The sequence below is a fragment of the Pseudomonas sp. 300 genome (assembly GCF_055803035.1).
On sequence record NZ_JAVLRV010000001.1, the window covers coordinates 80,525 to 96,609 of the forward strand.

At 58.5% G+C, this 16,085-nt stretch carries 11 protein-coding genes, 1 rRNA gene and 1 pseudogene; 6 read left to right on the top strand and 7 right to left on the bottom strand.

Annotated elements, in window-relative coordinates:
- The 3 genes from Q7W83_RS00410 to rrf all read left to right on the top strand — a co-directional run bounded on the left by Q7W83_RS00410 (position 1) and on the right by rrf (position 2,799).
- Positions 1–1,182 (top strand): acyl-CoA dehydrogenase, encoded by a 1,182-nt coding sequence (locus Q7W83_RS00410; protein WP_150640105.1) that lies wholly within the window; start codon positions 1–3, stop codon positions 1,180–1,182.
- Between the two features lie 13 nt (positions 1,183–1,195).
- Positions 1,196–2,416, top strand: coding sequence for a CaiB/BaiF CoA transferase family protein (locus Q7W83_RS00415; RefSeq protein ID WP_150640104.1), 1,221 nt, complete (start codon positions 1,196–1,198; stop codon positions 2,414–2,416).
- A 267-nt stretch (positions 2,417–2,683) separates the two neighbouring features.
- Positions 2,684–2,799, top strand: a 5S ribosomal RNA gene (gene rrf, locus Q7W83_RS00420).
- Between the two features lie 295 nt (positions 2,800–3,094).
- Here rrf and Q7W83_RS00425 read toward each other — a convergent pair.
- Positions 3,095–3,265 (bottom strand): annotated as a pseudogene (locus Q7W83_RS00425) (peptide ABC transporter substrate-binding protein); the annotation flags it as partial.
- 325 nt (positions 3,266–3,590) lie between these two features.
- Between Q7W83_RS00425 and Q7W83_RS00430 the strand changes: the two are divergent.
- Positions 3,591–5,471, top strand: a complete 1,881-nt coding sequence (locus tag Q7W83_RS00430) for a methyl-accepting chemotaxis protein (RefSeq protein ID WP_473655530.1) — start codon at positions 3,591–3,593, stop codon at positions 5,469–5,471.
- A gap of 137 nt (positions 5,472–5,608) precedes the next feature.
- Here Q7W83_RS00430 and Q7W83_RS00435 read toward each other — a convergent pair whose 3' ends face one another.
- The 5 genes from Q7W83_RS00435 to Q7W83_RS00455 form a co-directional block, all read right to left on the bottom strand.
- Positions 5,609–6,076, bottom strand: a complete 468-nt coding sequence (locus Q7W83_RS00435) for an SRPBCC family protein (protein ID WP_473655531.1) — start codon at positions 6,074–6,076, stop codon at positions 5,609–5,611.
- Positions 6,077–6,098: 22 nt separating this feature from the next.
- The gene (locus Q7W83_RS00440) at positions 6,099–9,515 is read right to left on the bottom strand and encodes an amino acid adenylation domain-containing protein (RefSeq protein WP_473655532.1); all 3,417 of its coding nucleotides are present in this window, start codon (positions 9,513–9,515) and stop codon (positions 6,099–6,101) included.
- A 13-nt stretch (positions 9,516–9,528) separates the two neighbouring features.
- On the bottom strand, positions 9,529–10,458 hold the full coding sequence (locus tag Q7W83_RS00445) for a diiron oxygenase (RefSeq protein WP_150632965.1): 930 nt from the start codon (positions 10,456–10,458) through the stop codon (positions 9,529–9,531).
- Complete coding sequence (locus tag Q7W83_RS00450; protein ID WP_473655533.1) at positions 10,455–11,231, bottom strand: DUF3050 domain-containing protein; 777 nt, start codon at positions 11,229–11,231, stop codon at positions 10,455–10,457. Before Q7W83_RS00450 ends, Q7W83_RS00445 begins: the two co-directional genes overlap by 4 nt.
- Positions 11,232–11,869: 638 nt before the next feature.
- A complete protein-coding gene (locus tag Q7W83_RS00455) occupies positions 11,870–12,580 on the bottom strand; it encodes a GntR family transcriptional regulator (protein ID WP_150632963.1) in 711 nt (236 codons plus the stop codon).
- Between the two features lie 194 nt (positions 12,581–12,774).
- Between Q7W83_RS00455 and lapG the strand changes: the two genes are divergently transcribed.
- Together lapG and lapD are read left to right on the top strand one after the other, a co-directional pair.
- On the top strand, positions 12,775–13,467 hold the full coding sequence (lapG, locus tag Q7W83_RS00460; RefSeq protein ID WP_150632962.1) for a cysteine protease LapG: 693 nt from the start codon (positions 12,775–12,777) through the stop codon (positions 13,465–13,467).
- Between the two features lie 14 nt (positions 13,468–13,481).
- Entirely contained in the window at positions 13,482–15,428 is a 1,947-nt protein-coding gene (gene lapD / locus Q7W83_RS00465; RefSeq protein WP_473655534.1) for a cyclic di-GMP receptor LapD, read from the top strand.
- A gap of 63 nt (positions 15,429–15,491) precedes the next feature.
- Here lapD and Q7W83_RS00470 read toward each other — a convergent pair whose 3' ends face one another.
- Positions 15,492–15,857, bottom strand: a complete 366-nt coding sequence (locus tag Q7W83_RS00470) for a tryptophan synthase subunit beta (RefSeq protein ID WP_150654360.1) — start codon at positions 15,855–15,857, stop codon at positions 15,492–15,494.
- Positions 15,858–16,085 lie beyond the last annotated feature (228 nt).

Genomic DNA, 16,085 nt, shown 5'->3' on the forward strand with positions numbered 1-16,085 from the left:
ATGGGCGGTAAAGCTAGCTTCAACTGGATCGATCCCCTGCTGCTGGATCAACAGCTCACCGAAGAAGAACGCATGATCCGCGACACCGCCGAGCAATTCGCTCAGCAGAAGCTCGCACCACGTGTTCTTGAAGCTTTCCGTCATGAAAAGACCGACCCGGCGATCTTTCGCGAGATGGGTGAAGTGGGTCTGCTGGGCGCGACTATCCCTGAGCAATATGGCGGCAGCGGTCTGAACTATGTCAGCTACGGTCTGATTGCCCGTGAAGTCGAGCGCGTCGACTCCGGCTATCGCTCGATGATGAGCGTGCAGTCCTCTTTGGTAATGGTGCCAATCAATGAATTCGGTACTGAGGCGCAGAAGCAGAAGTATCTGCCGAAACTGGCTTCGGGCGAGTGGATTGGCTGCTTCGGTCTGACCGAGCCTAACCACGGTTCCGACCCGGGCGCGATGATTACTCGTGCACGTAAAGTGGACGGCGGCTACAGCCTGACCGGCAGCAAGATGTGGATCACCAACAGCCCGATCGCCGATGTGTTCGTGGTCTGGGGCAAGGACGATGCGGGCGATATCCGTGGCTTCGTTCTGGAGAAGGGCTGGAAAGGTCTGAGTGCGCCGGCAATCCACGGCAAAGTGGGGCTGCGTGCATCCATCACCGGTGAGATCGTCATGGACAACGTGTTTGTTCCTGAAGAGAACATCTTCCCTGACGTTCGTGGTTTGAAAGGCCCGTTTACTTGCCTGAACTCGGCGCGTTATGGCATTTCCTGGGGGGCGCTGGGCGCGGCCGAGTTCTGCTGGCACACCGCTCGCCAATACACCCTGGATCGTCAGCAGTTTGGTCGTCCATTGGCCGCTACACAATTGATCCAGAAGAAACTGGCCGACATGCAGACCGAAATTACGCTGGCGCTGCAAGGCTGCCTGCGTCTGGGTCGCATGAAAGATGAAGGCACCGCTGCGGTCGAAATCACGTCGATGATGAAGCGCAACTCTTGCGGCAAGTCCCTGGACATTGCTCGTATGGCGCGTGACATGCTGGGTGGTAACGGTATCTCTGATGAATTCGGCGTGGCGCGTCACCTGGTCAACCTGGAAGTGGTGAATACCTATGAAGGTACGCATGACGTCCACGCGCTGATCCTTGGTCGTGCGCAGACTGGCATCCAGGCGTTCTATTAATAGGAGAACGGCCATGGGCGCGCTTTCGCATCTACGGGTACTGGATTTGTCGCGGGTGCTGGCCGGGCCGTGGTCCGGGCAGATACTGGCGGACCTTGGCGCCGAGGTGATCAAGGTCGAGCGTCCGGGGAATGGCGATGACACGCGCGCCTGGGGGCCTCCTTTCCTCAAGGATGCCTATGGCGAGAACACCAGCGAGGCCGCCTATTACTTGTCGGCCAATCGCAACAAGCAATCAGTGACCATCGACTTCACGCGCCCGGAGGGGCAGAAGTTGGTGCGGGAGCTGGCGGCGAAGTCAGACATCCTGATCGAAAACTTCAAGGTCGGGGGGTTGGCGGCTTACGGATTGGATTATGAGTCGCTCAAGGTGGCCAATCCGAATCTGATCTACTGCTCGATCACCGGGTTTGGTCAGACGGGGCCTTACGCCAAGCGTGCGGGTTATGACTTCATGATCCAGGGCTTGGGCGGCCTGATGAGTCTGACGGGGAGGCCGGAAGGGGATGATGGCGCGGGGCCGGTGAAGGTCGGCGTAGCGCTGACGGACATTTTGACCGGGCTTTACTCCACTGTAGCGATCCTCGCGGCGCTTGCGCATCGGGATCATGACGGAGGGGGTCAACATATCGATATGGCGTTGCTGGATGTTCAGGTGGCGTGTCTGGCTAACCAGGCGATGAACTACCTGACGACAGGTAATGCGCCGAAGCGGCTGGGTAATGCGCATCCGAACATCGTGCCGTATCAGGACTTTCCTACAGCAGATGGCGATTTCATCCTCACTGTGGGTAACGACGGGCAGTTCCGTAAATTTGCGGAAGTGGCCGGGCAGCCGCAGTGGGCGGATGATCCTCGCTTTGCCACCAACAAGCTGCGAGTGGCGAACCGTGCGCTGCTGATTCCGTTGATTCGCCAGGCTACGGTGTTCAAAACCACTGCTGAGTGGGTTTCACAGCTGGAGCAGGCAGGCGTGCCATGTGGCCCGATCAACGATCTGGCTCAAGTGTTTGCCGACCCTCAGGTAAAGTCGCGCGGTCTGGCGATTGAGTTGCCTCATGCATTGGCAGGGATGGTGCCTCAGGTGGCGAGCCCGATTCGTCTGTCCGAGACGCCGGTGGAGTACCGCAATGCGCCTCCATTGCTGGGTGAGCATACGCTGGAGGTGCTGCAGCGGGTGCTGGGTCTGGATGCTTGTGCGGTGGCGGCGCTTAAAGACTCCGGAGTGCTCTAAGGAATCCTTCTATATAGAGGGCGTGGTTTTGCTCTCCTATATAGAGGGAAGCGCGCTGTTTTCAGGCTTTCTGCAAGTTATTGATAGAAAAGCGTAATTAGGTGTTGACGGCAGATTCTGGAAGTCTATAATTCGCCCCACTTCCTAGGTCATCGTCAAGATTAAATTCCGAAACCCCTATCTGCGTATGCAGGTAGGGGTTTTGTTTTAGTAGAAGTCACCAATTTTGCTGGCACGTTACGACGTAACGGGCTGGTCACAGAATTTCTTGACGACCATAGAGCATTGGAACCACCTGATCCCATCCCGAACTCAGCAGTGAAACGATGCATCGCCGATGGTAGTGTGGGGTTTCCCCATGTGAGAGTAGGTCATCGTCAAGATTAAATTCCGAAACCCCTGTCTGCTAACGCAGACAGGGGTTTTGTCGTTTCGGGCTTGCTAAAAGCCCGATAGGCCGCCTCGGAGGAAGAAAAAAGTTCAGGCCAGATCGACGCCATATACCGAGGTGCCAGGGTTGACGAGTTACCTTTGTTCTCGATCATGTCCGTTGGCGTGCTCAAGGCTTACCGATGTTGCAGGCAGTGATTGCAGGATTTCGTAGGAAGTCGCTGAAGTCAGAGTTGAAGTGCTTACTGGCTAAGCCCGCCTCGCCCGGAAAACCCGCGAAACAATAATTCAGACCTGCCGTTCCAGTGTCACCCACCATCGGGAGCGGTAGCGCAGTTGCACCGGCAAGGTCCACGCAAGGGTGGCCAGCAGTGTGTCGGTGTCCTCCAACCGGAAGCCACCGGACAGTCGCAAGTCGGCAATATCTGCCGCACATGTCAGATAACCATTGCGGCAACGCGGGTGGAGACATGAACGCAACAACCCGATCTTCACAAATGATAGTTACTCGCATTTCTGCCAAGGGGCGGGAAGTTTGCAACTGCCTCGCGAACAACCGTCATCACAAAAATGTTACTCAGCCGCTCTAGCACGCCGTTCGGCGGGTATCTGACGGAAATACCGGCAATTTCGTACAAATCCCTAAGATTTATCCGGTTCGTGCCGACAGACTGGTGAGACATGCGTGCACCAAAGTAGAGCGGCCATAGAAGCTGCTTGAGCTGTACATGGAATGTTGCAACCCGGAACGCATCCCCACTTTCTGCATAAGAAGTCCCATGAAATGAATCTCAAGTTCAGCCATAAAATTTTGTTGGCCGCCTCCGGCGTCGTGGTGCTGGCTTTTGCGTTGTTCACTTTGTACAACGACTATTTGCAGCGAAATACCATTCGGCAAAACCTCGAATCCTCTGTCCAACAGGCCGGCGACCTGACCGCAAGCAGCGTGCAGAACTGGATGAGCGGTCGCGTGCTGGTGCTGGAAAACCTCGCGCAAAACGTCGCTCATCAAGGCGTCAGGGCCGATCTGCCAGGTCTGGTTGATCAACCGGCCTTCACCTCGAACTTCCAGTTCACGTACGTCGGCCAGACCAATGGCGGGTTCACTCAGCGCCCGGACGCGAAGATGCCAGACGGCTACGATCCGCGTCAGCGGCCCTGGTACAAGCAAGCGGTTACCGCCGACAAAACCATGCTGACCCCGCCTTACATGGCCGCCGTCGGTGGGCTGGTCGTGACCATCGCCATGCCGGTGAAAAAGAACGGTGAATTGCTTGGCGTAGTTGGCGGTGACCTGAGCCTGGAAACCCTGGTGAAGATCATCAACTCGGTGGATTTCGGCGGGATTGGCCATGCGTTTCTGGTCAGTGCCGACGGCCAGGTAATCGTCAGCCCGGACAAAGATCAGGTCATGAAGAACCTGAAGGACATCTACCCCAACGCCGGTCTGCGCATCGAAAAGGGTAATCAGCAAGTCACCCTGAACAACCAGGAGCGCATCCTCTCGTTCACCCCGGTCAACGGTTTACCGAATGCGGCGTGGTACATCGGTCTGTCGATCGATAAAGACAAGGCCTACGCACCACTGAGCCAATTCCGCACCTCGGCGTTGATCGCGATGTTTATCGCTGTCGCCGTCATTGCGGTGCTGCTGAGCCTGCTGATCAACGTGCTGATGCGTCCGCTGACCACCATGGGCCGCGCGATGCAGGACATCGCCCAAGGCGAAGGCGACCTGACTCGTCGTCTGTCCGTGGAAAGCAAAGACGAATTCGGCGAACTGGGTGGCTCCTTCAACCAGTTTGTGGAGCGAATTCACGCATCGATTTCCGAAGTGTCCTCGGCGACCCGGCAGGTCCATGACTTGTCGCAACGGGTGATGGCGTCGTCCAACGCATCGATTGTCGGCTCTGACGAGCAAAGTGCGCGCACTAACAGTGTGGCGGCGGCGATCAACCAATTGGGTGCCGCGACCCAGGAAATCGCCCGCAACGCCGCCGATGCTTCGCAGCACGCCAGCGGCGCGAGCGAGCAAGCCGATGACGGGCGTCAGGTGGTGGAAAAAACCATTCTGGCAATGACCGCGCTGTCGCAGAAAATCAGCCTGTCGTGCACGCAGATCGAAACCCTGAACGCGAGCACCGACAACATCGGGCACATTCTCGATGTGATCAAAGGCATCTCCCAGCAGACCAACTTGTTGGCGCTTAACGCCGCCATCGAAGCGGCCCGCGCCGGTGAGGCCGGTCGCGGTTTTGCGGTGGTGGCGGACGAGGTGCGCAACCTGGCGCATCGTACGCAAGAGTCGGCGGAAGAGATTCACAAGATGATCACGTCGCTGCAAATCGGCTCGCGTGAAGCGGTGACCACCATGAATGCCAGTCAGGTCTCCAGCGAAGAGAGCGTTGAAGTAGCAAACCAGGCGGGTTTGCGTCTGGTCAGCGTGACGAAGCGCATCGGTGAAATCGACGGGATGAACCAGTCGGTGGCGGCAGCGACCGAGGAGCAGACTGCAGTGGTAGAAACCCTCAACGTCGACGTCAACCAGATCAATCTGCTGAACCAGCAGAGCGTGGCCAACCTCAATGAAACGTTGAAGGATTGCGATGCGTTGTCGTTGCAGGCGAATCGGTTGAAGCAGTTGGTTGATAGCTTCAAGATCTGACCGCGTTATCGTTCATTTGCGGGCAAGCCCGCTCCCACAGGATTTTTTGGCGAACACAAAGTTTGTGTCCAGCCGGGAAACTGTGGGAGCGGGCTTGCCCGCGAAAGCGATGGCTCAATCACCACCAAACTGAAGTTTTAAATAAACAACTTCAGCACATTATTCATCGCATCATCGGCAAACCCCTGCACAAAATCCTTGAACCCCGGCAGCGTCTCGGCACCGCCCTGGGCCGGTTCGGCGATGATTGTCCACGTCGCCCGGGACTTGCCCTCACCCAGCACTTCAACCGTCATCGCTGCCCACAAATTAGCGACGCCCAGCGTGTTGTAGATCGTGGTCCACGTCATGCTCCGGGCCTGCTCATCCCGCGAGTTGAGTTGCTCGACCACCAGGTTGCCGTCCTTGAAGAATTTTTTGCGCAGCGATGAAACGCCTTCGCCGGTCATCTCGATGTGCGACAACGCCGGGATGAACTGATCGAAGCCGGCAAAGTTGCCGACCACCGCCCAGACTTTTGTGGCCGGCGCCGGCACGTCTACTGAAGACACGACGTGGCAGCCTTGAGGGTTTTTGATCAGGGTATCGGGTTGCAGGTTTTTCATGGTTTTGCTCCGCTTGAGTGAGTCAGATGAAGTTGATTTCTTTGAGGTAATCGCAGCCGCGACGCAGCAGCGCCGGGGATTTTTCCGGGTAGTGCGCGCCCATCTGCCGCACGCCGGCCTGAGCGTTGTCATGGCCGATCATTGAGATGTCGCCGATGTCTTCTTCGAAGCCGTTGAGGTAAAAACCGAGCACGCCAAACAGCGCGTTGTCGCTGTCGACCCGACCCAATTGCTGCTGCCAGTCCGCGACACTGACCATGGAAAATTCCCGACCCGCTTCACGGAAGGATGCGACGTAATCGTCCCAACTCAGCGGTTCGGGGTTGTGCAGGTTGAACACCGCTTTTTCCGCTGAATATCGGCTGGCGTGGAAGGCGATGAAACGGGCGAGAAAATCCACCGGCATCAGGTCGAAATTCAGGGCGAATTCCGGCACCTGACCGAGCTGGATCGAGCCTTTGAGCATCAGCATCAAACGGTTTTTGTGCGGCTGGCAGACGCCGCTCAGGCTGTTGAAACTGATGTTGCCGGGGCGGTACAGATTGACCCGAACCCCGCGCTCCCGAGCCCTTTCCAGGATTCGTTCGCCGACCCACTTGGAGAGGTTGTAGCCGTTCTTGATATAGATCGGCGGGGTCTGCGCGGCGGGCAATTCGAGCACCCGGCCGTCAGCGGAAATGGTGCTCGATGCCGACAGCGTCGAGACGAAATTGAAGATTTTTTTACTGCGTCCTTCGCACAGACGCAGGCACTCGAAGATCGGCTCGACGTTGTCCCGCGCCAGCGACTCGTAATCCAGCACGTGATTGACGTTGGCGGCGTTGTGCACCAGCGCGCCGTATTCGCGATCCAGGCGCTCATAAACGTCCACCGCGAGTCCCAGCGAGGGCTGTGTGATGTCCGCCGCGTAAACCTGCACCCGGCTCAAATCCAGATGCTCCAAACGGTTTTCCCGCAATGCATGACCAAAGCGTTCCGCCGCCGATTGCCCGCCGCCATCGCGCACCAGACACGCCACTTCGCTGGCGCCCCACGCCAACAACGCCTCGACAATATGCACACCGACAAAACTGTTGGCGCCGGTGACGATCACCTTGTGCACATCGCCCATGCGGCTGATGGGCAACGGCTCGATATCCAGTTCGCGGAAGGCATCCGCCATGGCCTGTTCGCTCAACACCTCTTCAGTACCGGAGCCGCGCACCAGTGTCGCCAGTTTGGTGATCGTCGGCAGTTCGATGAAGCGGTTGATCGAGATGCTGCGACCGAACTCTTCACGCAGGCGCAACAGCATGCGCGACAACAAGATCGAGTGGCCGCCGAGATTGAAGAAACTTTCGTCGGTGGAAATGTCGCTGGCCGGCAGCTCCAGCAGCTCGGCCCAGATCTCCAGCAGCAGCGCTTCGTCGGCACTGGTCGGCAAGCGTCGCTCGGTGTTTTCGGCGAGGCTGACAGGCAAATTCAACAGCGCTTGGCGATCGACTTTGCCGTTGCTCGCGAACGGCATACTCGCCAGTTCGGTCCAGGCCATGGGCTGCATGTAGTCCGGCAGAAACCGAGTGGCGTGCGCTTTCAGCGCTTCACGCGCCGCGCCCGGTTGCTCTTCCTGAGGTTGGGCGAGGAACGCCAGAATCCGCCGTTGGCTGTCGATGACCACGGTCACCTGGCGGTACAGCTGACTGTCGCGCAGGCAACGTTCGATCTCCTCAGGCTCGACCCGAAAGCCGCGAATCTTCACCTGATTGTCCCGGCGTCCGCATAGCTCGATGCCGGCGCCGGTCCACTTCGCCATGTCGCCGGTGCGGTAGGCCCGCAGGCGCTCACCGCTCGGCAGGTTCACGTTCACATAGCGCTCGGCGGTCTGCTGCGGATTGTTCAGATAACCCAGGCACACGCCCGGTCCGACGATGTACAACTCGCCGACGGTCTGTTCGGCCACCGGCTGGAAGTCCTCGTCGAGAATCAGCACCTGACTGTTGGCGATGGGCGCGCCGAGGGTGCGATTGCTGTCGCCGGCACGCAATTGCCGCGCAGTGATCAGCACCGTGGCTTCGGTCGGGCCGTAGAGGTTGTAGAGATTTCCCTGGCGGGTGAGCTGCTCGATGACATAGGGTTCGCACACATCGCCACCGGTCATCACGTGATCGAGCACCTGCAACTGCTCCAGCGGCAGAATGCTCAACAAGGCCGGCGGCAAAAACGCGTGGCTCAAACGTTGGTGGCGGATCAGCTCCACCAATTGCAGCGGATCACGGCGTTGATCATCGCTGGGCACGATCAGCTCGGCGCCCTGCAACAGCGTCGGGAAGATATCGATCAGCGACGAGTCGAAACTCAACGACGAAAACTGCAGCGCGCGGCTCTGCTCGGTCAGTTGCACATACTCGGCGTACCACGCGGTGAAGTGCGCGAGGTTGGCCTGGCTGAGCAATACCCCTTTGGGATGGCCGGTGGTACCGGAGGTGTAGAGCGCCATGCACGGCGCATCGAGGTCCGGGCGCTGGCGCATCAACGGTTGGTCGAAATCCACGCCCTCGATGTCGATCGCGCTGATGTCCAGACTGGGCATCTCGCACGCCAGTGGATGCTGCCCGTCGTGCAGCAGCAACACCGCGCCGGCATTCGACAGAATGTAGTGCTGACGTTGCAGCGGATGGCTCGGTTCCAGCGGCAGATACACCGCGCCGCTGCCGAGAATCGCCAGAATCCCCGCGTATAACGCGCTGCATTTCGGCAGGCAAATGCCGATCACCCACGGCCCGTCGAGTTGCTCGAGCATTGGCTGCAAGCGCTGCTGGATAGCGCGGCTGTGCGCATGCAGTTGCCGATAGCTGAGGGACGTGCCGGCAAGGTTCAGCGCCGGTCTTTCGGCGGACTGCGTGAAGCGCTGCTCAAGCCGCTCGATCATCGGCACCTGAGCGAGTTGCAGCAACCGAGGGTCAGCAGTGGAATTGAGCCGATGGATGAAGGCCAGGCGCTCCAGAAACCGCAGACTTGCCACTTGCTCGAAGTCCGCCGGGGTCGCTGGCTCGGCCAGTAGAAAATAGTCGGCGTCCCGCGAGAAACGACTGACCAGCAGCGCTACATGGTCAACCAGTTCCGCCACCGCCCGCAGGCGCAATGCCTGGCCGTTGCCCGAAGGTTCGTCGGCAATCGGCACGCGCGTCAGCAACGTCGAACCGTGCAAACACAGCAGGTCCAACGACGGAAGGCCTGAAGTCTGCGGCACGCCCATACCCAGTTGCAGCGTCAATCGCGATGTCGCGCTGAAGTCCACAAATGGCAGGCTTGTGTCATCGATCAGCAAATCAAACGTATACGCCGCAGGCTGGCCAACCTCCTCAATCCGCGTCAGTGAATGACCGTGTTGTTCGAGCTCCAGCGCCAGGTCGGTCAGGGCCTGGCTCTGCCCGATGAGCAGAATGTCGAGACGTCTCATGATGTACTCCTCGTTAAACCAGGTAGTCGCTCAGGGCTTCTTGAACGCACGGCGAATCGAGCAGCGAACTGCTGCGGAAAAACCGCACGATGTTGGCGACCAACGGGTGATGGCGGTTGATCGGGAAGGCCAGCCCCGACACTTCGCGCTTGAGTGCGCCGCGCGCGGCTTCGCTGATTTGCAAGGACTCGATCAGGCGGAAGTCGAACGACTTCTGAATGTCGTTGGTCAGGTAATGCCCGATAAACACCGGCAAGATCTGCGCGATGCATTGGCGGTCTTCTTCGCTTGCGGTGTGCCAGTAGATGCGCACCAGCCGCGCCCAGAACCCGGAGTGACGCCCCTCGTCGAGCAAGTGATCGGCCATCAAACCCTTGATCGATTGCTTGACCGTGTCGTCCTTGGCAAACGCCGCCACATCGCCGGTGACGGTGTTCTCGGCGATGGCCACGCAGATCAATTCCACGGCGCTGCGCAGGTGTTCCGGCGCGAGCGCCACGGCGGCCGGAATCGCCCGGCTCAGTTCGATTTCATCCGGCAGGTCGATGGGCGTGATGCCCGTCATGGCGACGGTTTGCTGCATGAAATCCATCGCCACCAGCGCGTGGTAATCCTCGTCCACCACCACGGTCATCGCGTCGTAACGGCAGGCGAACGGGAAGGCCACGGCAAAGCGGTTCTTGGCGATGCTGCGGGCGGTTTTGTCGACGATCTCGGTTTCGAAAATCACCACGTCATTGATGAATTTGTAGAGCGTCTGCACCAGGGCGAAATCCCGTTGCTCCGGGCATTCGCGCAGAAAAGTTTCGCTCAATACCAGCGGTTGGCGGCTGAGTGGGTAGATCAGCTTCGCGTCGTTCTCCAGTACGCGGCGCGGGCGGGTGCGGATGGTCGCGCGGCTTTCCCAGGCGTCGGCGAAGGATTGGTAGTCGGCGGCGTTCATGCGTTCATCTCCGCCACCGGTTCGCTCATGCTCAGGCGCAGGCCGTCCCACAGGGCGATACGGTTCTCCACGGCAGCGAGGGCGCTGGCGTAGACGTCTTCTTCTCGTTGTGGATCGCCATTGACCAATCGCGCGAGGAGTTTTTCCGCTGCCGGGCCGTGGTCTTTGGAGTCGACTTCGATGTGCCGTTCCAGGTAGTAACGGAAGGTCGGCGCCTGTTCGATGCCGATGCCCCAATCGTCGAGAATGCGCTGGAACATTTGGGGAATGACGCTCTCGCGCCCGTGCAAAAACGCCGCCGCAACGCTGTGGCCGGGCGCATGCAGCGCGGTGTGCAAGGTGTGGCGCACGAACTGCGCAGCGGCCGGATCGACCTCCACACTCTGCAACGCCACGTCATAACTCACGCCTTCTTGCTGCAGCGCCACGAAGCGTTCGACGGCGGCCGTGCTGGCACCCACTTCGCGCATTGCATCCAGATACAGTTCGAAATGGCTGTAATGGCCGTGGGAAGGACGATCATCGGACTCTTCGCCAAGCACGATCTCGTTGATCAGGCGCGCCGCCTGCGGATCGCTCGGCGGCAGCCACGGCAACTGAACGCAGGTCAGTTCCTGTTGCAGGCGCTTGGTCAGCGACATGAAGTCCCATACCGCAAACACATGGGATTCCATGAAACGTTGAAGCACCGAAAGCGAATGTATTTCAGAGAAAATCGGGTGAGCGCTAAGTTCTGCTTTTTTCTGATTAAGACGGTCTTTAGTCGATTTCATGGCGAGCCTATAAGTGATCCGTAGTGAGGGGTATTCAGTAAGTAACGGTGCTTTCATTAGTCTGATGGCGAGCGGGCGCCTCAAATGAATTGATCGGCGTTAGTTACATATAAGTCGTGCGGCCAGGGCTTGCAGGCCTTGGTCAGTGGTGGCGGAGAAAAACTAATACACGAATAAAGTGCTGGGCAAGTTATTTTTATACTATTTTAAAGTTTAACTTTTTCGGGCGTGAAAAGTTCCGATAAAACTTTTTGATCGGGTTTTATTTGGGCGTAGTTGCTCCTTCCGGCTTATATAAGTCGAAATCGAAATAAAGAGTGAATGCCTCACTCGAAGCAACTTTCTAAGGGTGATCGTTAGTGTCATTTGAGGGGTGGAAGTTGGCCGGGACGCCGCTGCTTCCTTTCCCGTGGCAAGACTCCTTCCTTAGGTTCTTGATATGGGGACAGCGCCGCTCATGCGGGGCGTCGCCCGTTTGTTATTCGTTGGCAGATCAAGAGTGAGCGTAAATCAAGGCAGCCGCTATCACCGACGCGTCATAGGGTCAGTGCAAGGGTCGGGTTTAGGAGGAAGGGGGTGAGGCGCGGCAAGCGCAGGCGAACAGGTAGCCCTGCTCGTGCCCTTGCCGGGGTGATTATTTATTTCGAGGTTTTACTGCTTTGTGCTTCGGGGCTGTCGAGATAGCGTGTGATGACCTCGACACCCCGGTTGAGGTGTTGTTCGAGCAGCTTCACCGAGCGCTCGATGTCGCGGCCTTCTACTGCTCGCAGCAACGCACGGTGATCTTCCTGGGACAGTTTGCCCAGCCCCATGGCTTCCAGGTTGAAGCGCAGGAAGCGCTCTTCTTCATTCAGGCCGTCTTCGACCAGCTTCAAAAGCCGACGGTTAGGCGCCTTGCAATACATCGACATGTGGAACAGGCGGTTAAGCCGGCCGATTTCGGTGTAGTCGTGTTCCGTTTCCAGTTCGTCGATGTAGCGGGCCGCCTGCTCCAAGTCTTCGGCGGTGAGCAAAGGGATCGACAGGCGCAGGGCTTCGGACTCCAGAAGGATCCGCAATGCGTAAGTCTCGACGGCGTCGCCCTGAACCAACGGCGCGACCACCGCACCTTTGTGGGCGACCACGTTGAGCAGCGCTTGCGCTTCGAGCTGGCGCAAGGCTTCACGGACCGGCATGCGGCTGACGCCGAACAGGTCGGCCAGGTCTTGCTGACGAAGGGCCGTGCCGCAAGGGATGCGACCATCGAGAATGGCGGCACGCAGGGTTTCTTCGATGACCGAGCGTGCCAGATGAGCGGGAATCGGCCCGTTGACCTTGATACTGCTGAGAGGGTTGGGCTTCTGTGTCACTACAACGCACCCTGAATGACTGAGGAAAATTTGGATCCAAGAGGACACTAGTGACTGCCTGATGGGTTGTCAAACGTACAGCGGGCCACACTCCCAGTTTAGCCGGCCCACAGTGATCTCACCGTGCCATTGTCTTTTAACAGGCTAACCTTCACCATCAATCGATTCCACCTGCCCACCCTGGATGCCTCGCATTGGCGGCACGTTTCGCGATCCCTCGGACCTTGCGCTGGTTGTGCTGCGCGTTGCTGCTGGCCGGTGTCATTCCGGGCGGCCTGCATGCCGACTGGGATTTTTCCCTGATCAGCCGCCGGGCGCAGGCCTTGTACGGGCCATTGGGCGAGGGTCGGCAGCGTATCGATGCCTGGCAGCAATTGTTGGCGACGCACAAGCAACTCGGCGAGCTGGACCAGCTCAATGTGGTCAACCAATTCTTCAACAAACAGATGCGCTATGAAGAGGACATCGACCTGTGGCACGAGGTCGATTATTGGGAAACCCCGATCCAAGCCCTGTGGAAAGGCGCCGGTGATTGCGAAGACTACGCCATCGCCAAGTATTTCAGCCTGCGCCGTCTCGGCGTTTCCAGCGACAAGCTGCGCATTACTTACGTAAAGGCCTTGAGTCTGAATCGCGCGCACATGGTGCTGACTTACTACGCCAGCCCCGAAGCCATGCCACTGGTGCTCGACAGTCTCATCGATGCAATCAAGCCTGCCAGCCAACGTACCGATCTATTGCCGGTCTACGCTTTCAATGCCGAAGGGTTGTGGTTGCCGGGTGCCAAGGGCAACAAGAAAGTGGGCGATACCAAACGGTTGTCCCGTTGGCAGGATGTGTTGAAGAAAATGCAGGCGGAAGGATTCCCGGTCGAAACGATTAACTAGGAGCACGCGCTCAGATGTCTTTGTTCAAACAGCTATTGATCGCTATTTGTCTGTTCCTGGTGGTCGCCTTCACCGGCAGCTTCATGGTCAGCCTCGAGAGCTCGCGCACCCAATACGTCAACCAGTTGCGCTCCCACGCCCAGGACGCCGCGACGGCGTTGGCGCTGTCGCTGACGCCGAACATCGACGACCCGGCGATGGTCGAGCTGCTGGTCAGCTCGATCTTCGACAGCGGCTACTATGCGAGCATCCGCGTGGTCGATCTGTCGAACGACAAGACCCTGGTCGAACGCAGCGGCATCCCGGCGGTGAACAACGTGCCGGACTGGTTCGTCAAACTGATCGGTCTCGAACCGGCCGGCGGCGATGCGATTGTCAGCCGTGGCTGGGAGCAGGCTGCACGGGTCGAAGTGGTCAGCCATCCGATGTTCGCGCGGGCCAAGCTTTGGCAGAGCGCACTGGGCAGCCTCGGCTGGTTGTTGCTCTGCGGTGCGGCGAGTGCGGCGCTGGGCGCGTTGCTGCTGCGCCGGCAATTGAAACCGCTGGACTACATGGTCCAGCAGTCCCACGCCATTGCCCGCCGGGAATTTCTCAGCCTGCCGGACCTGCCGCGCACACCTGAATTGCGTCGAGTGGTGCAGGCCATGAATCAGATGGTCGAGAAGCTAAAGGCGTTGTTCCAGGAGCAGGCCGAGCGCAGTGAAAAACTGCGCGCCGAGTCCTATCAGGACAACCTGACCGGGCTGGCCAACCGGCGCTATTTTGAAATGCAATTGAACGCACGGGTGAGCAACCCCGAAAAGGCGAGTTCGGGTTATTTGTTGCTACTACGGGTCAAGGATCTGGCCGGACTGAATCAGCGCTTGGGTGGCCAACACACCGATGATTTGCTGATAGCGGTCGCCGAGCAACTGTCCCGCGAGTGTGCCAAATACCCCGAAACGCTGAACCTCGTTACGCGGATCCGCGGCGGCGAATTTGCCGTGCTGGCGCCGGGACTGCTGCGCGCAGAAGCGTTGCAACTGGCGCAACACCTCGACAGTGCCTTGGCGAGCCTGCATGCGACCGGCGCCACCGACGTGGCCGCAGTGGCCTTCATCGGGCTGGCGCCTTTTGTCTATGGCGACGCCCCGCAAGCGGTGCTCGGGTTGGCGGATCAGGCCTTGGCGCAGGCCGAAGGCCTGGGTGATTCACGGTGGGTGTGCCTGGACCACGCAGCGTCGGCCACTGTCGGCGATGATCATCATGCCTGGCACAGCTTGCTCGATCAGGCACTGAAACAGCAGCGTTTCGAACTGTATTTCCAGCCGGTGGTGGCCAGCCAGGACACGGCGCTGGTGCTGCACTACAAAGTGCTTTCGCGCTTGATCGACGAGCAGGGCCAAGCGATCCCTGCCGGCCGGTTCCTGCCCTGGATCGAGCGTTTCGGCTGGAGCGCGCGCCTGGATCGCCTGATGTTGGAACGGGTGCTCGAGCAGATGGCCGACCATGAAGCATCGTTGGCACTGAACCTGTCCTCGGCGACGCTGGCCAATCCGCAGGCGCTGGGTAAAGTCTTTGATACTTTGCGTGCGCATGCCCATTTTGGGCCACGGCTGACGTTGGAAATCGGTGAGGAGCAACTACCCGAGCAGGCTGAGCTGGAAGAACTGACGCGGCAGCTACGTGAACTCGGCTTCTCGTTGAGCCTGCAACACTTTGGCGGGCGCTTCAGCATGATCGGCAACCTGGCACGGCTCGGATTGGCGTATTTGAAGATCGACGGCGTTTACATCCGCGCAATTGATCAGGAGAGCGACAAGCGTTTGTTCATCGAGGCGATTCAGCGGGCGGCGCACAGCATCGACTTGCCGTTGATTGCCGAGCGGGTCGAGACGGACGGGGAGTTGGCGGTGATTCGTGAAATGGGGGTTTTCGGCGTGCAGGGGCAGTTGTTTGGTGAGCCGAAGCCTTGGGGATAAGGCCCTGAAGTTGCTTTGTCTGTGCTGACGCCATCACGAGCACAGACAACGACAACGGTTGGATCAGATCAACCCCGTCTCATCATCATCAATCAATTGACTCAACCCACCCAACGCTTCCCGGGCCTGGGACCGGTCCATCAGTTTGGCTTGTGCGGCGGCCGGCAGGTCGGTGACGCGGATCACGCCTTTATCAGTCAGCACCTGAATCAGGTCGTCGAGTACCCGGATCATGTCCAGGTCACTTTGCCTCAATTGCTTGAGTTGTTTGATTTGCTGCAGTTGTTTGTGACTGGTGGCCACGACTTCGCTGGCGAACCAGGCTTGAAGGTCTGGGTGATCGGCCGGGAGCGTTTCGGTGGAGCCGATATAAGCCTCTGCTTCCACGCGCATCAGCTGGCCGTCTGCATTGCGTTGCACGTAGAACATTGAGCATCCCTCATGAATGACCCACATCGGTCTGTCAGCAGCATAGCCAACGGCGCGTTGTCTGGTGTTCAGTCGTCGTAAAACAGGCTTATAAAATTAAGTAACTCTTTGATTTAAAAGATATATACGAAACAACTAAACGTTTGTTTCTTAATTGCCTGGTACATGGTCCGCTTATTGCTCCGTTGTTTTTCATTGGCATGAAGTTGTCAACGACTCAATACCCTG